Origin of the sequence: Peribacillus sp. NPDC096448 (assembly GCF_044762675.1) — a bacterium.
Classification (GTDB): Bacteria; Bacillota; Bacilli; order Bacillales; family DSM-1321; genus Peribacillus; species Peribacillus frigoritolerans_B.
In genome coordinates, this window is sequence record NZ_JBIWEU010000001.1 from 19,163 (window position 1) to 37,349 (window position 18,187).

Annotated in this window: 17 protein-coding genes and 1 riboswitch; of the genes, 15 read left to right on the top strand and 2 right to left on the bottom strand. The window is 42.7% G+C overall.

What is annotated here, in order from left to right; translation table 11 throughout:
* Window positions 1–20 precede the first annotated feature (20 nt).
* The 7 genes from ezrA to rarD all read left to right on the top strand — a co-directional run bounded on the left by ezrA (window position 21) and on the right by rarD (window position 9,737).
* Complete coding sequence (gene ezrA / locus ACIQ0C_RS00090) at window positions 21–1,715, top strand: septation ring formation regulator EzrA (protein ID WP_402835332.1); 1,695 nt, start codon at window positions 21–23, stop codon at window positions 1,713–1,715.
* 216 nt (window positions 1,716–1,931) lie between these two features.
* Entirely contained in the window at window positions 1,932–3,080 is a 1,149-nt protein-coding gene (locus ACIQ0C_RS00095; protein WP_403055787.1) for a cysteine desulfurase family protein, read from the top strand.
* Window positions 3,077–4,288: a tRNA uracil 4-sulfurtransferase ThiI gene (gene thiI / locus ACIQ0C_RS00100; RefSeq protein WP_403055790.1), complete on the top strand. Its 1,212-nt coding sequence runs from the start codon at window positions 3,077–3,079 to the stop codon at window positions 4,286–4,288. The genes ACIQ0C_RS00095 and thiI overlap by 4 nt, the downstream gene beginning before the upstream one ends.
* 82 nt (window positions 4,289–4,370) lie before the next feature.
* The gene (locus ACIQ0C_RS00105; protein WP_309077266.1) at window positions 4,371–4,577 is read left to right on the top strand and encodes an alpha/beta-type small acid-soluble spore protein; all 207 of its coding nucleotides are present in this window, start codon (window positions 4,371–4,373) and stop codon (window positions 4,575–4,577) included.
* Between the two features lie 811 nt (window positions 4,578–5,388).
* On the top strand, window positions 5,389–6,972 hold the full coding sequence (gene mbcS, locus ACIQ0C_RS00110) for an acyl-CoA synthetase MbcS (protein ID WP_403055794.1): 1,584 nt from the start codon (window positions 5,389–5,391) through the stop codon (window positions 6,970–6,972).
* Window positions 6,973–7,125: 153 nt separating this feature from the next.
* Complete coding sequence (locus ACIQ0C_RS00115) at window positions 7,126–8,727, top strand: amidohydrolase (RefSeq protein WP_403055797.1); 1,602 nt, start codon at window positions 7,126–7,128, stop codon at window positions 8,725–8,727.
* Between the two features lie 80 nt (window positions 8,728–8,807).
* Window positions 8,808–9,737 carry an EamA family transporter RarD gene (gene rarD, locus ACIQ0C_RS00120; RefSeq protein WP_403055799.1) on the top strand — a complete coding sequence of 310 codons (930 nt, stop codon included), beginning with the start codon at window positions 8,808–8,810 and terminating at the stop codon, window positions 9,735–9,737.
* A gap of 76 nt (window positions 9,738–9,813) precedes the next feature.
* On the opposite strand, the gene ACIQ0C_RS00125 is transcribed toward rarD, so the two are convergent.
* The gene (locus tag ACIQ0C_RS00125; protein WP_402835327.1) at window positions 9,814–10,641 is read right to left on the bottom strand and encodes a protein-glutamine gamma-glutamyltransferase; all 828 of its coding nucleotides are present in this window, start codon (window positions 10,639–10,641) and stop codon (window positions 9,814–9,816) included.
* Window positions 10,642–10,955: 314 nt separating this feature from the next.
* Window positions 10,956–11,065: riboswitch (TPP riboswitch) on the top strand.
* Window positions 11,066–11,198: 133 nt separating this feature from the next.
* On the opposite strand from ACIQ0C_RS00125, the gene ACIQ0C_RS00130 reads away from it, so the two are divergent.
* From ACIQ0C_RS00130 to ACIQ0C_RS00150, 5 genes are read left to right on the top strand one after another with little or no spacing between them, the layout of a single operon-like run.
* Window positions 11,199–12,194 (top strand): ABC transporter substrate-binding protein, encoded by a 996-nt coding sequence (locus ACIQ0C_RS00130; protein ID WP_403055802.1) that lies wholly within the window; start codon window positions 11,199–11,201, stop codon window positions 12,192–12,194.
* An 11-nt stretch (window positions 12,195–12,205) separates the two neighbouring features.
* Complete coding sequence (locus ACIQ0C_RS00135; RefSeq protein ID WP_034309193.1) at window positions 12,206–12,490, top strand: thiamine-binding protein; 285 nt, start codon at window positions 12,206–12,208, stop codon at window positions 12,488–12,490.
* Window positions 12,487–13,269, top strand: a complete 783-nt coding sequence (locus ACIQ0C_RS00140) for an ABC transporter permease (RefSeq protein ID WP_402835325.1) — start codon at window positions 12,487–12,489, stop codon at window positions 13,267–13,269. Before ACIQ0C_RS00135 ends, ACIQ0C_RS00140 begins: the two co-directional genes overlap by 4 nt.
* Window positions 13,253–13,996: an ABC transporter ATP-binding protein gene (locus ACIQ0C_RS00145; RefSeq protein ID WP_403055805.1), complete on the top strand. Its 744-nt coding sequence runs from the start codon at window positions 13,253–13,255 to the stop codon at window positions 13,994–13,996. The genes ACIQ0C_RS00140 and ACIQ0C_RS00145 overlap by 17 nt, the downstream gene beginning before the upstream one ends.
* Window positions 13,997–14,013: 17 nt before the next feature.
* Window positions 14,014–14,784, top strand: a complete 771-nt coding sequence (locus ACIQ0C_RS00150; RefSeq protein WP_403055808.1) for a TatD family hydrolase — start codon at window positions 14,014–14,016, stop codon at window positions 14,782–14,784.
* A 36-nt stretch (window positions 14,785–14,820) separates the two neighbouring features.
* On the opposite strand, the gene ACIQ0C_RS00155 is transcribed toward ACIQ0C_RS00150, so the two are convergent.
* Window positions 14,821–15,621, bottom strand: coding sequence for an NAD kinase (locus ACIQ0C_RS00155; RefSeq protein WP_402835490.1), 801 nt, complete (start codon window positions 15,619–15,621; stop codon window positions 14,821–14,823).
* Between the two features lie 206 nt (window positions 15,622–15,827).
* Here ACIQ0C_RS00155 and sppA point away from each other — a divergent pair, with 206 nt between their 5' ends.
* The 3 genes from sppA to ACIQ0C_RS00170 all read left to right on the top strand — a co-directional run bounded on the left by sppA (window position 15,828) and on the right by ACIQ0C_RS00170 (window position 18,174).
* A complete protein-coding gene (gene sppA / locus ACIQ0C_RS00160; protein ID WP_403055811.1) occupies window positions 15,828–16,829 on the top strand; it encodes a signal peptide peptidase SppA in 1,002 nt (333 codons plus the stop codon).
* Between the two features lie 13 nt (window positions 16,830–16,842).
* Window positions 16,843–17,382, top strand: coding sequence for an RDD family protein (locus ACIQ0C_RS00165; RefSeq protein WP_402835321.1), 540 nt, complete (start codon window positions 16,843–16,845; stop codon window positions 17,380–17,382).
* A gap of 99 nt (window positions 17,383–17,481) precedes the next feature.
* Window positions 17,482–18,174, top strand: a complete 693-nt coding sequence (locus ACIQ0C_RS00170; RefSeq protein WP_403055814.1) for a DUF2953 domain-containing protein — start codon at window positions 17,482–17,484, stop codon at window positions 18,172–18,174.
* Window positions 18,175–18,187: the final 13 nt, after the last annotated feature.

Genomic DNA, 18,187 nt, shown 5'->3' on the forward strand with positions numbered 1-18,187 from the left:
ACTAGAACAGGGGGCTTACCATGGATTACATAATTGGGGTAATTGTATTAATTTTGATTTTCATCATTTGGGGTTATTTTTTCAAAAAGAGATATTTTAAAGAAATCGATCGGCTGGAATCCTGGAAAATAAGCATCATGCACCGCCCCGTGCTGGAAGAGCTTTCTAAAGTCAAACAATTGAACATGACAGGTGAAACAGAGGAAATGTTCGAAAACTGGCGCATTGAATGGGACGCCATCATTACGGATCATATGCCCGAAGTCGAAGAGCTATTATTCGATGCCGAGGAATTCGTCGATAAATACCGTTTCAGCAAATCAAAAGAGGTACAGCGCAAAATTACAGTCAAGCTGAATGAAATCGAGGAAATGATCAAAAAGATCTTATACGAACTGAATGAACTCGTAGGCAGTGAGGAAAAGAATCGATTGGAAATTGAGGATATTAAAGAATCCTACCGTCAACTGAAGAAATCCCTGCTTGCACACAGGCATAATTACGGGAAAGCGGCTGATAAGCTGGAAAGCTCCTTGGATGAAGTATTGCAGATCCTTCAGAAATATGAAGAAGAGACCGTGAACGGCAATTATTTGAATGCGAGGGAGCTTGTTCTCTCCATTAAGGATAAATTGGCGGCTCTGTCAGTTAAAATGGAAATGCTCCCAAAATTATTGGTTGATAGCCAATCCGAGCTGCATTCCCAGCTTAATGAATTGAAGGATGGTTATGAGGAGATGTCAGGACAGGGGTACCTGTTGAGCCATATCCAATTCGAGCAGGAGATATCACGGCTTGAGGAAGAACTGGATCTTTATAAAACACAATTGGAAAATGCAGAAACGGAAGCAGTGGAAAAAGGCATTAAAGAAATGCGCGAAAGCATTGAGGTGCTTTATGACCTTTTGGAAAAAGAAGTACTTTCAAAACAGTATATCTTGAAAAATGATGAAGTTCTCAGGAAAACGATTAGTGACCTTGAATATGAAAACGATAAACTTAAAGTTGAAACCATACATGTTCAACACACGTATCATCTGACGGAAAATGAGCTTGATGCGCAACGGAAAATGGAAAAGCAGATTGCCCAGATTGCTAAACGCCATCAATTGCTCGTCTTGAAAATGGAGGATAATGTGATGGCAAGCTCGCTTATCAGCGAAGAGATGCAGGGGCTTGCAGTACAGTTGAAGGAATTACAGGAAAATCAGAAAGACTTTACCGTTAAATTACAGGCTCTACGAAAAGATGAAATGGATGCCAGGGATTCACTGGCTGAATTGAAGCGCAAAATGGTCGATACTGGACGTTTAATTTCAAAAAGCAATATTCCAGGCCTTCCAGAAGAGTATAAAGTGGTGCTTCAGGATGCCAAAGAAAGCATGGATGACGTTCAGGGTAAACTTGAAGAAAAGCCGCTGGACATGGCCGCTGTTTATATTTATTTGGAAAAAGCGGTTCAACAGGTGAATAAGGTCCACGAAAAAGCCCAGGAATTGATCGAGCATATGTATTTGGCGGAAAAGGTGATCCAATTCGGAAATCGTTATCGAAGCAGTCACGATATGGTAGCCGAGAGCCTAAGGGAAGCCGAAGCGAAATTCCGAAGCTATGAATATCAAGCCGCATTGGAAACGGCAGCCACTGCCATAGAAAAGGTCGACCCAGGCAGTTTACGAAAAATCGGGGCGAACATAGAAGAAGTCCTTTCCTGAAAACCCGCCATGGCGGGTTTTTTTCTTTTTATAGATAGGTGGAAAGTTAAAACATTCCCGGGATTAAAAAGAAGAAGGAATCTATCATCCTTGGACCAGTGTTTTACATTCTCTTTCAAATTCAATTATGTTAATATTAGAAGTTGCAACAGCAACATTTAAACTTATATTCAGTAGAGTGACCATCATAGATAAAAAAACATGGAAGGTGAACCCATGATTTATTTTGACAATAGTGCAACAACAAAACCATATCCCGAAGTAATCGAATCATTCATGAAGGTTACTTCGGACTATTTCGGGAACCCCTCTTCGCTTCATGGACTTGGGGTGCAATCCGAAAAACTGCTTTCCGCTGGAAGAAAGCAGATTGCTGATTTATTAAAGGTGAAGAGTTCGGAAATATATTTCACTTCCGGGGGAACGGAAGGAAATAATCTTGCCATTAAAGGGGCAGCCCACTCTCAGGGAAATCGCGGCAAACACATAATCACGACAGCGATTGAACATCCTTCTGTAGAAGATGCATGCCAATCATTGACGAGAATGGGTTATGAGATCACATATCTTCCCGTTAACGAATTTGGACAAATTGATGTAACGGATCTTAAGGATGTAATGAGGGAAGATACCATTTTGGTTTCCGTCATGCATGTTAATAATGAAGTTGGCTCGATTCAGCCAATTGCTGAAGTGGGCAAATTGTTAAAACAATACCCAAACGTTCTCTTTCATGTCGATAATGTACAGGGAGCAGGCAAAGTTTCGTTATCATTGCGTGAAGCCAATGTGGATTTATGTACAATTTCCGGCCACAAGGTTCACGGTTTGAAGGGGACGGGCATCCTTTATGTTCGTGAAGGCGTTCGGGTCGATCCGCTTTTCCATGGTGGCAATCAGGAAACGAAAATCAGGAGCGGCACCGAAAATGTTGCGGGAATCGTCGCCCTTTCGAAGGCTTTGCGTATTAGTATGAACAATCAATTGCTGTATCATGATAAGCTTCAGCAAATCAAAACTTATTTATATAAAGGTTTGAAGGAAATGGACGGGGTGTTGGTTAACAGTCCCGAAGAGGGTGCACCCCATATTGTGAATTTTTCCGTTCCGGGACTTAAATCCGAGGTATTGCTGCATGCACTTGAATCGGAAGGAATATATGTTTCGACAACTAGTGCCTGTTCTTCGAAAAAAAGGACGATAAGCAAAACGGTGGATGCGATGTTCCATAATTCAGCTCGTTCCGAAAGCGTCATCCGAATCAGTACTACCTATGGCAATGAAATGGAAGAAGCAAAGCGAGTTCTGGCGGCGATTCAGAAAATAGTCGCTAATTTAGAAAAAATAATGAGGGTTGCTAAATGAAATTTGATCATATAATTATCCGTTATGGAGAAATCTCCACTAAAAAAAGAAACCGTAAAGGCTTTGTAGACAAAATGAAAGCACATATCCGCTGGAGTTTAAGAGATATAGAAGGCGTAGTGCTTACAGCCAATCGGGAACGGATGTACGTTCTCCTGAACGGTGCGGACCATAGGCCGGTCATTGACCGATTGAAGGGTATTTTTGGAATCCAGTCATTAAGCCCTGCAATAAAAATAGAACGTGATCTGGAAGTGATGAAAACGGCAGCTTTGTATTACCTTAATCATACTCTTGAAGAGGTAAACACGTTCAAAATCACGACAAAACGCGCCGATAAGGATTTTCCATATAATACCGATGAAATTAACAGGGCAATCGGAGGGCATTTGCTCCGAAATACAGAAGATTTAAAAGTGGATGTAAAGAACCCTGATTTGAACCTGTTAGTAGAAGTGAGACGCGAAGCCGTGTATTTGACAGGTGAAATCATCCAGGGGGCAGGCGGTCTTCCATTCGGTTCAAGCGGGAAGGCGATGCTGATGCTTTCAGGCGGGATTGATAGCCCTGTTGCAGGATTCCTTTCGATGAAACGGGGATTGGACGTGGAAGCGATCCATTTTTACAGCCCACCGTTCACAAGCGAACGTTCACGTCAAAAGGTCATTGATTTGGCGGGCAAGCTGGCAGAAATAAATGGAAGCATGAAAGTGCATATCGTTCCTTTTACGGAAATCCAATTATTGATTCAAAAACAAATTCCGGAAAACTACTCAATGACTACAACCCGTCGTTTAATGATGCGGGTCGCCGATCGAATCCGTGAAAAGGAAGAAGCCATGGCACTGATCACCGGTGAAAGCCTTGGACAGGTTGCGAGCCAGACGATGAGCAGCATGTTTGCCATCAATGAGGTGACGAATACACCGATCCTGCGTCCGCTGATTACCATGGATAAGACAGAAATCATCAAAATAGCAAGAGAGCTCGATACTTTTGAAATATCCAATCTGCCGTACGAGGATTGCTGTACGGTCTTTACGCCGGCAAGCCCAAAAACGAAACCGAAACGTGAAAAAGTCAATTACTATGAAAGCTTTGTCGACTTTGAATCCTTGATTGAAAAAGCGGTCTCCGAAACAGAAATAATAACGGTTAAACCTGGCCAGACTTTCGATAAGGAAGAAGCGCTGGAAGACTTATTCTAATATCCTGTAATTACCAATAGAAATGTGCGAATGAAGCCATGTGTTTTAACACACTCTATAATCACAAGGAGGTGAAACACACATGGCAAACAACAACAGCTCAAACGAATTATTGGTACCAGGAGTTGAACAAGCTCTACAACAAATGAAATTTGAAATCGCTACAGAATTCGGCGTACAACTTGGTGCCGACACAACATCTCGCGCTAACGGTTCAGTTGGTGGAGAAATCACAAAACGCCTTGTTCAAATGGCTGAACAACAATTAGGCGGAGGTTTCAACAGATAATTTAATAAATATGGCTACAGAGAGCGGGTTCCAACACCCGCTCTCTTTTAGTTTGCGGACTTAATTCGTGGACGGCCAATAAAATGCGGTGTATCTCAAAAAACGGCCTAACGATCTAATGAATTTTGGACCAATATTAAAAAGACTTTGTTTTACTACATAATCTTTTCCTGTTTTATAAAATATGAAACCTCATAGGATTTTCTGAAAACAGTTGGAACTTTTTTTGAGGGTTTGTAAAATTGAACGTTGATTTCCTCTCCAGGCACTCGCTTTCCGCGGGCGAATGACCCTCGGCGCTCTTTGCGCCTGTAGGGTCTCCCTTGGACACGTTTCCCCGCAGGATTCTCGCGCCTTTCGTTCCAATCTACTGGAATGTTTTTTTTAGGAAAAACGCAGGCAAATTCGCTTTCTTAGAATTTATCTACTATTGGAGGTTCGGAATGCTCTAATGCCGAGCCATGCTTTTAAAACAAGACAAGTTAATCCTTCCTGTTTTTTACTGTAACCTTTATTGGATTGAAGAGATTTGCGACACTCCTGCCGAAAAACTGGTTAGCCAAGACCCCACAGACGCTTGCTTTGATGAGGCTTGGCACGCAGTCGGCGGAAAGGGAGCGGATTTCAGAAATCAGCTGGAATTTTTTAAAAAGAAAAAAACAGGCAAACTCACTTTTGAGTTGTCTACAGGCTAAAGAGAGCGGATTCCTACACCTGCTCTCTTTACTTATTTGTAAAAATAAATAGAAATTTTAGAGAATTCTCTTGTATAATGAGTAGGTACTAAGAGTTCATAATTGGAGGGAAGAATATGAAGCGTGAAGACTTATTGGCTCCGGAACATTACAACTTAGTGAGTGAAATGGAACGTTATGCAAAAGATCCAGGTAAAGTTGCCGTACTTTGGGAGAACGAAACCGGAGATAAAAAACAACTTACATATGAGAATTTATTAAAAAGTGCAAATAAAATTGGAAATGCTTTCAAGAAAAAAGGACTGGGTAAAGGTGACACGGTCCTTATCATAATCCCTCGTTTGGTGGAAGCTTATCAAGTGTATTTAGCCGCATTGAAAATTGGCATGATTGTCATACCTTGTTCTGAAATGCTTCGTGCAAAGGACTTGCAGTATCGGGTCAACCATGGTGATGTCAAAGGAATCATAAGTTATCATGAATATACTGATGAATTGAATGAAATAGAAGGAGCGGAAAGCCTCCTGAAATTTTCAATCGGAAAACGAATCGAAAATTGGCTGGATTTAAATGAGCTCGCAGATGAGGAATCCGATCAGCTGACCATGGCCGACACGAAGAGTGAGGATATGGCATTCTTATCGTATACTTCCGGAACGACAGGGAATCCAAAAGGGGTCGTCCATACACATGGATGGGCTTATGCCCATTTGAAAACGTCTGCTGCAAACTGGCTCGGCATAAGTGAAACGGATGTCGTTTGGGCAACTGCAGGCCCAGGGTGGCAAAAGTGGATCTGGAGTCCTTTCCTGGCGGTTCTGGGAACAGGAGCGACAGGCCTTGCCTATCATGGGAAGTTCGAGGCGAAAAAATATCTTCAGCTGCTTCAGGACTACAAAGTGAATGCATTATGCTGCACACCAACCGAGTATCGATTGATTGCAAAGGTGGATAACCTTGATGACTATGATTTATCCCATCTTCATAGTGCTGTATCAGCGGGAGAGCCTTTAAATCAAAAAGTGTTCGAGGTCTTTAAAAACCATTTCCAGATTGAAGTGCGTGATGGATATGGGCAGACCGAAAATACCCTATTGGTGGGTGTAACGAAAGGCATGGATATTAAATTGGGCTCCATGGGCAAACCGACTCCGGGCAACCATGTCGAAATCATCGATGATTCCGGTAAACCCTGTTCTCCAGGCGTAGTGGGGGATATTGCCGTACATGTCGATACACCTGCTCTCTTTAAAGAATATTTTAAAGATCCCGAGCGGACATCGCAGCAATTCCGTGGGGACTATTATATCACCGGCGATCAAGCGAAAAAGGATGAAGATGGTTATTTCTGGTTTGAGGGCCGTTCTGATGATATCATCATCAGCTCGGGATATACGATCGGACCGTTTGAAGTGGAAGATGCACTCGTTAAGCATCCATATGTTAAAGAGTGTGCCGTTATAGCAAGTCCAGATGAAATAAGGGGAAATGTGGTCAAGGCGTATGTCGTCTTGATGGATGATATCGATCCGAACAGCCAGGACTTGATCAAGACGCTTCAATCGCACGTGAAGGAATTGACTGCCCCATATAAATATCCAAGGAAAATCGAATTTTTAGAAGAGCTGCCCAAAACGACATCAGGTAAAATCAAACGGGTGGATTTACGGAAAAGGGAAGAAGCACTCCTTAATAATTGATCGAAATGCATGACCGTCAGCCTCCAAGGCTGGCTTTTTTTTATTGGCAAGGGCTTGGGTAAAAGCATAAATATGGGAATTCGTGATATGAGATGGTACACTTACTGCATATCTGCACAGTAACAATCATTTAATAAGGAGTGTAAAGCTGGAATGGGAACGTTATGGTTCAATGGGTCGATTTATACGATGATTAAAGAAAATGATCAAGTGGAGGCAGTATACACTGAAAAGGGGGTAATTGTTGATACCGGCAGCCTGGACCATTTGAAAAATGAATATGCCGGCAATATTTCCAGGGAAATCGACTTAAAAGGACAAACGATGCTTCCGGGGTTAGTGGATAGTCACCTTCATTTGGTCGGGCATGGTGAAAGGCTGCTTCGTTTAGACCTCTCTTTGATGGATAGCAGGGAGTCGATCATGAAATCCTTGAAGGAAAAGTGCTCAAAGACCCCGGCCGGAAAGTGGATCGTTGCCGAAGGGTGGAATGAAAATGAATGGCCGAGCCCTGAATTGATATTACGGGATGAGCTTGACGCGATTTCGGCAGATCATCCCATCGTATTGAAAAGGATCTGCCGGCATGCCTTGGTGGTCAATTCGCGCGCCCTTTTGGAAGCGGATATTAAAGAAGATATAAAAGAACCTCCAGGCGGGGTGATCTGCCGATATCCTGACGGACGTTTAAATGGTCTATTTAAAGAAAGTCAGGCGCAGAACCTTATTTTAGACAGCCTTCCCGGCATTGATCAAGAGTATATCGAAAACGCGCTCACAGAGGCCATAGAAGACGCATATAAGCTAGGTTTGACTGGCGTACATACTGAGGACCTCCATTACTACAATGGCTTCATGCCGACATATCAGGCGTTTAAATCGGTAATCGAGGACCGGGAAATGGCCTTTCGCGCCAACTTACTCGTCCATCACGAAGCGTTTGAAGAAATGCTGGCAGCAGGCGGCGGCTATCAGAAAGGTACGCGATACATCAAATTCGATAGCATGAAGATATTTACCGACGGCTCCTTAGGCGGACGCACAGCCTTGTTGAGCAAACCTTATGTAGATCAAAAGAATACGAATGGAGTTGCGATATTCACTGAAAACGAGCTTCAGGAATGGGTGAAAAAAGCAAGGGCTGCCGGAATGCCGATTGCTGTCCATGCGATTGGCGATCTCGCTTTTGAATATGTCTTGAATGCAATTGAAGCCCTCCCCCCGAAAAAGGGACAGAGGGACCGGCTCATCCATGCGCAGATTGTCCGGCCGGAGCTGTTGGAGCGGGCGGCAAAGCTGCCGGTAATCTTTGATATCCAACCGGGTTTCGTCCCATCCGATTTTCCGTGGGTGGAAGAAAAGGTTCCTGCCGATCTGTTGGAATTCTCCTATGCCTGGAAAACCTATTTGAATTTGGGCATCATTTGTGCGGGGGGATCGGATGCACCCATTGAACCCTTAAATCCGATTTTGGGCATTCATGCTGCTGTCACAAGGATGAAAATCAACAGTGAGGACCGTACTGTATATGGCTTGGGTGAAAGGCTTTCCGTTTACGAGGCTTTCGCACTGTATACCAAGGGGAGTGCTGCAGCAATCGGGCAGGAAAAACGCCGCGGTGTGATCAATAAAGGGTACGATGCCGATTTTACCGTGTTTAATCTGGATGTCTTTGCTGTTGCGCCGGATGATCTCCTGAAAGCTGAGGCGGTCATGACGGTCATTGATGACAAAATCATGTATGATAAAAATTAACAGTTGCAAAAAAAGAAATGGAAATACAAAATTGTTAGTTGGAATTAGATAAAGGAATGTAAATGGAAAGAAGGCTTGTTATGAAAGTGGATGAACAAAAAGAAGGGGCGATTTATGCAGCCCTTTCTTACATGATGTGGGGAGTTGTGCCGATTTACTGGAAGTTCCTTCAGGGAGTCGGTGCAATAGAAATTTTAGCTCAGAGGGTATTATGGTCTTTCGTGTTCATGCTGGTTTTATTGATGTTCATGAAAAAATGGCAAGCGTTTCTTAATTATGTCAAAAACATAATGGGAAATCCGAAACTCTTTACGGCATTACTAACGGCCTCACTGCTTGTTACAGCTAATTGGGGAGTGTTCATATGGGCCGTTAACTCTGGCCGCATCCTCGACACGAGCCTTGGATATTATATCAATCCGCTAGTCAGTGTACTATTGGGAGTGATAGTCTTAAAAGAAAAATTGAGCGGGGCCCAAATCATTTCATTCCTGCTTGCAGGAATCGGAGTCTTGATCCTTGGCATTCATTTCGGCACGATCCCGTGGATCTCTCTTGTTTTGGCCATGACCTTTGGATTATACGGTCTGGCAAAAAAAATGATCAAGGCCGAATCGGCGATCGGGCTGACGCTCGAAACGATGATGGTAACGCCCCTGGCCCTGGGTTACCTGATATACTTGATGAACCGGTCAGAAATGCAATTCTTTACAGATGGGAGCACAAGCTTGCTGTTGGTGGGCGGCGGTATTGCCACGGCATTGCCTCTTTTATATTTTGCAAAAGGGGCGGAGAAGATCCCGTTATCGATGCTTGGCATTTTTCAGTATATCGCTCCGACCTTATCTTTATTGATCGGGGTATTCGTCTATCATGAAAGTTTCACCAAAGCACATCTTTTAGCCTTTTTGTTCATATGGTCAGCCTTGGCTGTTTATACACTATCCATAACGAAATGGGGTCAGGCAAGTGCCCGCAGGTTCAAAGGCAAAGGGAATATTGGGGCGTGAAAAGAAAAAATGCTTGGGAGATCTCTCCCCAAGCATTTTTTTATGCCGGTGGTTTTACGGCATGGGAACTAAAGGGTCATGAGAGGTATATCTTCGAACCTATTTCAGAAACAATACAATCGGAAAGGCTGGCAGGACTGTTACCGGGCTTTGCACGGGGGAAATTTTGTTGGAATTGTCTATAGAAGGAACTATCCAGGAAAATGATATGCGTTGTCAGGAATGCTGATATGGTGGCGTACGGCTTTCTATTGCTATTCAATTCATTGATGATTCCCTGTGCAGTGGTAATCCCGATCCCGTGGCCATAAAAGAGGCCATTTCCTAATAATATCGCATTTTCACCTTGCCATTCAGGAGTTGCCTCGTCGTGATCAGGGTTTTTGAAGTAAACGCAATCACCTGGTAAATAATCCCGTCCTTGGTGAACGATAAGAGCCATATTCCTTGGAGGGCGCCAATCATATAAAAATAGATCTGAAAAAAGATAGTCGAAATTCCTAGGGCCGATTAAATCCAAAATCGCCTTTAAAAAAGTGACGACTATCGCTGTCCCGCATTCGAAGGCATAAAGCCTTCCATTCATGAAAATGTCAACGAGTGCAGCATGGGGGAGAATCCCTGGCTGAAGGGTAAAGGTGCCATCCTTTGAAAGGTGCCAATATTGTTGATTGGATTGAGATTCCTCAAGTGTGGAAAATTCCGGACCGCTTTTATCCAACGCAATAGCTGCCTGTATGACTCGGTTCCTCAGCTGTATCTCGAAATTGAAATCCCCAAAGTTCCGGTATTCAAAAACGTTAGAATCTTCCGCCAAGCATTGAAGAGTTTCAAGCGATTTAGCAGATGCTGTACCTGGTTGGATTTGACTGACATCTAACCATTTTTGATTAATCTTTATCATGATCATATCCACCTTTTGCTTATGAAATTAAGGGTTTAATAAAACCAGTAAACAAAAATGTCTACAGGTAATGCACATTATATGAATGCTTGCAAAGAAATGACTATTTGGAACGTGTCCGCCACCGTTGCAGCCAAGAATGATTGGAATGAAAAGAGGCAGACTTAGTTTGCTTCCAATGATTTTCGTTCGAAAAGCTGTTTTGCTAGATATCCTAAAGTGCCAGGAATACCTTTCCAATTAGTGATAAGAAGCAAATTAGTATTCCTTTTTCCCTATGAATTGATATAATGAGAGAGAAAAGTTCATATGTGCGAGAAATGTAGGGGGGCCAGTACTGCTGGCTGAGATTGCATCCTTTAGATGCTGACTCTTTGAACCTGATCTGGATGATGCCAGCGGAGGGAACATATTATTACTGATTTTCTGTTTTGTATGTTAACGTCCGAATTCATCTTCGGGCGTTTTTTGCTTTTTTATCCAGTATTTGAATAGACCCTGGAGCCCCATTATGTTCCGGCATATGGAACTTATAAGATGTGTAGGAGGATAATGACTTGAATAAATTCTTACCACTGTTAACTTCGTTGTTCCTTTTGGCTGGATGCGGAGCAGGCGGAACTAATGAAAAAGAAGAAGCATCTAAAAATGAAGAATTAAAAAAGGTATCGGTCGTGCTCGATTGGACACCGAATACAAACCATACTGGATTGTATGTAGCCAAGGAAAAAGGTTATTTTAAAGATCAAGGTCTTGATGTGGAAATTATCATGCCAGGTGAAGCTGGAGCCGATAAGCTTGTCGCTTCAGGGAAATCTGAATTTGGCGTGAGCTACCAGGAGGGCATAACGCAGGCCCGCGTGCAGGGCGTGCCGATTGTTTCGGTAGCTGCTGTCATCCAGCATAATACCTCGGGATTCGCTTCCCCTGAGGCAAAGGACATTAAAACTCCCAAGGATTTTGAAGGGAAAACGTATGGTGGCTGGGGATCTCCGGTTGAAAAGGCCATAATTGATTCACTCATGAAAAAAGAAAATGCGGATGTAAATGAAGTGGACATAGTCAATACAGGAGACATGGATTTTTTCACTTCGGTTAAAAGGGATATAGATTTTGCCTGGATTTATTATGGTTGGACAGGCATTGAGGCTGAGTTGCGAAATGAAAAGCTTAATATGGTTTACTTAACCGAATACTCTGATAAGCTTGATTACTATACGCCTGTTTTGACTACAAATGAAAAGATGATAAAAGAAGATCCCGAGACTGTTAAAGCATTCGTTCATGCAGCTTCGAAAGGGTACCAGTATGCGATTAAGAATCCTGATGATGCAGCAGGCATGTTAATTAAGTCTGCACCGGATCTTGATGCAAAACTAGTAAAGAAAAGCCAGGAGTGGCTTGCAGACAAGTATCAGGATGATGCTCCGCGATGGGGTGAACAAAAGCTTGAAATTTGGAAGAATTACAGTGATTGGATGACTGAAAATAAGCTTCTTGAAGGTGATTTCGATCCTGAAAAGGCATTTACCAATGAATTTTTACCAAAATAGGAGGAAATGCAATGGCCAACTCATTAATTAGCATACAAATTATTCCTAAAGGGGAAAATGTCATCCCTATGGTCGATGAAGCAATCAAGATCATTGAAGAATCAGGTGTCAAGTATGAGGTTCACCCGCTTGAAACGACAATGGAGGGTGAGCTTTCCGAACTTTTTGCCGTGATAGAAAAAATGAATGTAAGAATGATTGAAATAGGATCGCCGAATGTCATTTCCCAAGTGAAAATATTATATCAGCCAAGCGGGATTACGATGGATACGTTAACGGAGAAATATCGGGCATGATCGGAAGGGGAATTTGGAAGAAGGGGGCTCCCTTCTTTCTTTTATTATTGTTGCTGATAGTATGGGAGTCAGTGACAGTCTTATTGAAAGTCGAAGAATGGCTGCTTCCCGCTCCATCGGCCATTTTTATTGAAGGAATTGAGTCGTCCCGCAATCTTTACGGACACCTTATATCCACAACGGAGCTTGCGTTGTCGGGTTTTTTTATTGGAAGCTGCATCGGCTTATTGATCGCGGCAATTCTGCACCTTTTTCCAGGTGTGAAGGACGCGGTTTATCCTCTGCTCATACTATCACAAAATATACCTATCATTGTTTTGGCGCCGCTATTGGTGATCTGGTTTGGCTTTGGCATGCTGCCTAAGTTAATCGTGATTTCGCTGGTATGTTTTTTTCCGGTTGCGGTTGCATCATTGGACGGTTTTCGCCAGACACCATACGAGCTTAAGCATTATTTCAAGATGATGGGAGCGGGAAAAAGCCAGTTATTTTGGAAGCTGGAACTTCCTCACTCGATCCCGTTCATTTTCTCCGGCCTGAAAATTTCGGCCACTTATAGTGTAATGGGTGCTGTTATTTCGGAATGGCTTGGGGCAAAATCGGGGATTGGTGTTTATATGACTCTCGCTTCTTCAGCGTTCAGGACAGATCGGGTGTTTGTAGCCATTTTCATCATTATGGGAATGAGCCTGATCTTTTTTGGAATCATCACCTTCCTGGAGAAATACTTAGTTTCTTGGAAGAGAAAGGAGGGCGAAAAGGATGAAGCTCGAAATTAAAGACGTCTCCTATTCTTTCGATGGTAAACAGAATATATTAGAGAATATGAATTTCCATGTGAATGATGGGGAATTTGTTACGATCCTCGGGCCATCGGGCAGCGGTAAAAGTACATTGTTCCACTTGATCGGCGGCATTTTGAAGCCTGATCATGGCATCATTTCACTGGATGGTAAAAAGATAAATGGCTTAAAGGGCCATATCAGCTATATGCCTCAGCAGCCTTCCCTTTTACCTTGGAGAACGGTATTGGAAAATGTTTTGCTTGGAAGTGAAATTGCTGGGATCAGAGATAAAGAAAAGGCAAAATCCCTTTTGATGAAAGCTGGTTTAGAAGAGTACGAGAAAGCATATCCGCATGAATTATCTGGAGGCATGAAGCAAAGGGCCGCATTCATTCGGAGTATCTTAAGTCCACAGGACTTGATGTGCCTGGACGAACCCTTTTCTGCCTTGGATGAACTGACAAGATTGCAAATGCAAAAATGGCTGTTGTCGGTTTGGGAAGAAAATCGGAGGTCGGTGCTTTTTGTTACTCACAGCATAGATGAAGCGGTTTTCCTATCAGATAGAATTTATGTGTTATCAGCAAAACCGGCTGCTGTCATCAAAGAAGTGAAAGTTCCATTTTCAAGGCCAAGAAGAGAAGAACAGCTTCTTAGTGATGAGTTTTTTCATTTGAAGAGAGAATTATATGCAGCACTCAAGCCAACTTTCACTACTTAAGTAGGAGGCGATTACATTTGAGAATCATCGACAGCCATATCCATTTGGATAAGTATGATGTTGTTAAGCGGAAGCAGATCCTGAATGACATGGAAAAGGTTCAGTTGGAATCCTTGCTGACTGTTTCCATGAATTTGGCTTCTTCGATTAACAATTATCAGCTTTCACTCAAAGATTCACGAATTAAGCCTGCCTTTGGTTTTCATCCAGAGCAGCCCCTCCCGAGTGATGAAGAAGTGTACGAATTATTGAGCTGGATGCGGGAACATAGTCAAGCTATGGTTGCCATAGGTGAGGTTGGGCTGCCCTATTACTTAAGGCAGGAAAATCCCGATATTGATAACTTAGCATATATAGTGATACTGGAGAGGTTCCTGGCCTTAGCTAAAGAGGTTGAAAAGCCGGTTATCCTTCATGCCGTCCATGACGATGCACCCATCGTTTGCGACCTTTTGGATAAGCATCAAATCACGAAGGCACACTTTCATTGGTTTAAAGGCGATATCCGGACAGTTGAAAGAATGGCCGAAAAGGGCTACCGCATTTCGATTACACCAGATGTTTGTTATGAGAGGGAAATACAGGAATTAGTTTCGGCATACCCACTTAAGCTGATGATGATAGAAACGGATGGACCATGGCCGTTTGAAGGGGTTTTCAATGGGAAATGGACCCATCCCGGCATGATGCATGACAGTGTACGTCAAATTGCTTCAATTAAAGGATTGCCGATTGGGGATGTCTATGAAATCCTTTATCAAAATACGAAAGATTTTTATCATATATAAAGGTACCGGTTATCATATCCGGTACCTTTATTTCGTTTAGAGAAAGGTCCTTTTAACCTTTTCCCAAAAGGAATTGTCTTTTAGCTTAACGGTCTTGATGACTTTACCGCTTAACCGGACCTTTACCTTTTCGACATGATTGATGCTTAACGCTTCATTGTCCATTCCGATGATCGGATAGCTTGGTCCGTTTTGTTCAAGGTGGACGGTCAACGTCTTGGCGCCGCTAAGGATGAATGAGGAACCTAGGGTCCGATAGGTATTGTTATTGATGGAAGCAAGCTCGCTCACTTGGAAGCAAGGGAGGAGGGGATCGACAACGGCCCCATTGACCGATTTATTATAGGCGGTGCTTCCGGTCGGAGTCGCAATGATGATCCCGTCCCCGCGAAAAGTTTCAAAATGGAGTTGATCAATGAAGATATCCATGATGAACGTTTTGGTGATCGAAGACCGGATACTGAGCTCATTAAGGGCATAAAAGGAGGGCTGATCGTCCAATTGGATAGCGATGGTTGGATATTTACGCACCTCGATTTGCTCCCTTGTCATGGCATCAATCATTTTATCCGTATCTTCCAAGTGGAAATCGCAATACATATTCAAGTTACCTGTGGTGGAAATGCCCGCATATAAACAATCATCCCTGAACCCGGTTTTACGGGCTGCCTGCAGGAATGTGCCGTCATCACCGATGCTTACGATGATGTTTGCTTTTGTGAAATCCTGGATGACTTCATACGAATGTTGCTTCGCCAAGTCTGACAAGTATTCAACCTTGCTTAGCATCTCTGCATTAGGAGCATGGAAAAAATAAATATTCCTTCGAGTGTTCATCATGTTCCCCCCTAGTATGTATGGTGATGAAAGGGCTTTCTTTATCCTGTTTACGATACATGCAAATTGTGCAAAATGGACCAATGCATTTCCAATTAGAGGATTCTTTGCTACAATTTTATATATCTTAGTTTATCATGGAATGAAACATTTTTGTTATTAGTTCGTATGGTAAGAAGGATACATATATTTAAGGGGGAAAACAGATGAATGGAAAGCGTTGGGCGGCACTTGGAATCGCAGCCGTTTTATTTTTTGTTTCTATTGCTGTAGGGGCGGCCACTACTCTATTTACAGCGGATACGGAAAATATCATTGATGAATTATTTGCTTCCGAAAGTGCATTTTACGAGGAAGTCATAGAAGGCGATGATTTCACTAATGTTATTGCCGTACTTGATGTAGAGGGCACGATTCAAGATACAGGGGAAGCCTCATTACTTAGTTCAACAACATACAATCACCGTGCCTTCATGGATAAGCTGAAGATGGCAGAGGAAAATGATGATATCAAAGGAATCATCCTTCGGGTGAATTCTCCAGGCGGCGGTGTCGTCGAAAGTGCAGAGATTCATGAAAAGATCCTTGATATCAAGAAAGTGAAAAAACCTGTCTATGTTTCAATGGGGTCTATGGCGGCTTCAGGCGGATATTATATTTCTGCACCAGCCGATAAGATTTATGCAAGCCCAGAGACGATGACGGGTTCACTTGGAGTCATCATGCAGGGTTATAATTACGAGAAATTGGCCAAGAAGTATGGTGTTGAGTTCCAAACCATCAAAAGCGGACCACACAAAGATATTATGAGTCCAACCCGGGAAATGACAGGCGAAGAACGTGAAATACTCCAAGAAATGATCGATAATTCCTATGATCAATTTGTAAAAATCATTGCAGACGGACGCGGTATGACAGAGAAGGAAGTAAGGGAAATTGCCGATGGACGCATTTATGATGGACGCCAGGCTATAGAAAACCATCTTATCGATGATTTCGGCCATTTGGATGATGTAATTGCCGCTATGAAAACTGATATCGGTAAAAAGGATGCTCAAGTTATCCGTTATACAGATGAGGTAGGCTTCGGTTCATTATTCAGTATGGGTGCGCAAAAAATGTTGGGAAATGATGTGGAAACGGCAGTCTTGACAAAAATCCTTTCCTCTTCAAATTCTCCACGCCTAATGTATTTGTATGCGGAATAGGGGGGCTGAATTGATGACGGAACGAAATGAAAATAATGAACAAATCGCTTCATCCAATCTAATGGCAGATCAAGAGGTTCCCGTTCAGCAGGAATTTACAACAGCCAAAAAGGCAGTGGATGATGACGAAGTCAAGAAAGTGCATTTTGCTGGTTTTTGGATGAGGTTTTGGGCCTATTTAGCCGATTTACTGGTTATCGGAAGCTTGAACCGGATTTTGATTCATCCCATCTTTAAATTTTATGAAGGGACAGATGACCTCTGGTTCTCCGCAGAGGGCTTCTTAACGGGGGTCGTATTCTTCTTATATTTTGTTTTGATGACCAAATTCTTGAACCAAACCCTTGGCAAGATGATTTTTGGACTGAAAGTCGTTGCATTGAAGGAAGAGAAAAAAACCATTTCATGGGGTACGATATTGTTCAGAGAGCTGATTGGCCGCTATATTTCAAAGGTCACTTGGATTGGCTATCTCTTGGCAGGCCTATTACCGAAGAAACAGGCTTTGCATGATGTCTTTGCAGACACGGGCGTTGTGTTGATCAGAAGATGATTTCTTCCATTCATAAATCTGTAAGAGCGTGATTTTCGCTTTTGCAGGTTTATTTTTTTTGCAGATGCCGATAATGATAGGCTGAAGGGGTGTGGGTGCATGAAGTGGCTTTTGTTGATTATAGGTATCCTCATTTTGGTGCTGCTTATTGTTGTTTTCACTAAAGTAAGAGTGTCCATCGATTACAAACGTGTCCAAACGAATGACCTAATACATATTAAATTATCCGCTTGGTATGGGCTTTTTCACTATACATTCAAGGTTCCGGTCATCAAAATGGAAGATGACTCGACCACTGCAGTAGTAAAGGAAGAGCAAGAAATGAACGGAAAAACAAAAAAGGAAGAAAAGAAAAAGAATACAGCCGAAGATTTGCGTGACGGATTCGCAGACATTCTGGAGATGCTTCAGCATATTATCGGATTTCATAAGATCGTCCGTCAATTCGCCGGGAAAGTCCAAGTCAAAAAATTCACCTGGCATAGTAAGGTCGGTACTAAAAACGCTGCACACACCGGTGTTTTAACTGGTGCATGCTGGGCGCTTAAAGGTTCCATCATCGGTTTGCTGACAACCTATTTCAACTTTCGGATCATGCCCTCCTATTCCATTACACCAGACTTTCAGAGATGGCAGGCAAACACGTCGATTTCCTGCATATTACAATTCAGAATCGGGCAGGCTATGGTGACTGGAATAAAACTGCTTCGTTATTGGAAAGGCGGAAAGCCGCATTTCAAGTCGAGAAAATTAGCGAAGCTTTCAGGTGATTCCAATAAACAATCGTTCTAAGTGGAGGGAATTT

What these genes read in the sequence shown, in the direction of transcription:
- ezrA (WP_402835332.1), top strand. Translation starts at nt 21, where the DNA reads ATGGATTACATAATTGGGGTAATTGTATTAATTTTGATTTTCATCATT.
- ACIQ0C_RS00095 (WP_403055787.1), top strand. Translation starts at nt 1,932, where the DNA reads ATGATTTATTTTGACAATAGTGCAACAACAAAACCATATCCCGAAGTA.
- thiI (WP_403055790.1), top strand. Translation starts at nt 3,077, where the DNA reads ATGAAATTTGATCATATAATTATCCGTTATGGAGAAATCTCCACTAAA.
- ACIQ0C_RS00105 (WP_309077266.1), top strand. Translation starts at nt 4,371, where the DNA reads ATGGCAAACAACAACAGCTCAAACGAATTATTGGTACCAGGAGTTGAA.
- mbcS (WP_403055794.1), top strand. Translation starts at nt 5,389, where the DNA reads ATGAAGCGTGAAGACTTATTGGCTCCGGAACATTACAACTTAGTGAGT.
- ACIQ0C_RS00115 (WP_403055797.1), top strand. Translation starts at nt 7,126, where the DNA reads ATGGGAACGTTATGGTTCAATGGGTCGATTTATACGATGATTAAAGAA.
- rarD (WP_403055799.1), top strand. Translation starts at nt 8,808, where the DNA reads ATGAAAGTGGATGAACAAAAAGAAGGGGCGATTTATGCAGCCCTTTCT.
- ACIQ0C_RS00125 (WP_402835327.1), bottom strand. Translation starts at nt 10,641, where the DNA reads ATGATAAAGATTAATCAAAAATGGTTAGATGTCAGTCAAATCCAACCA.
- ACIQ0C_RS00135 (WP_034309193.1), top strand. Translation starts at nt 12,206, where the DNA reads ATGGCCAACTCATTAATTAGCATACAAATTATTCCTAAAGGGGAAAAT.
- ACIQ0C_RS00140 (WP_402835325.1), top strand. Translation starts at nt 12,487, where the DNA reads ATGATCGGAAGGGGAATTTGGAAGAAGGGGGCTCCCTTCTTTCTTTTA.
- ACIQ0C_RS00145 (WP_403055805.1), top strand. Translation starts at nt 13,253, where the DNA reads ATGAAGCTCGAAATTAAAGACGTCTCCTATTCTTTCGATGGTAAACAG.
- ACIQ0C_RS00155 (WP_402835490.1), bottom strand. Translation starts at nt 15,621, where the DNA reads ATGAACACTCGAAGGAATATTTATTTTTTCCATGCTCCTAATGCAGAG.
- sppA (WP_403055811.1), top strand. Translation starts at nt 15,828, where the DNA reads ATGAATGGAAAGCGTTGGGCGGCACTTGGAATCGCAGCCGTTTTATTT.
- ACIQ0C_RS00165 (WP_402835321.1), top strand. Translation starts at nt 16,843, where the DNA reads ATGACGGAACGAAATGAAAATAATGAACAAATCGCTTCATCCAATCTA.
- ACIQ0C_RS00170 (WP_403055814.1), top strand. Translation starts at nt 17,482, where the DNA reads ATGAAGTGGCTTTTGTTGATTATAGGTATCCTCATTTTGGTGCTGCTT.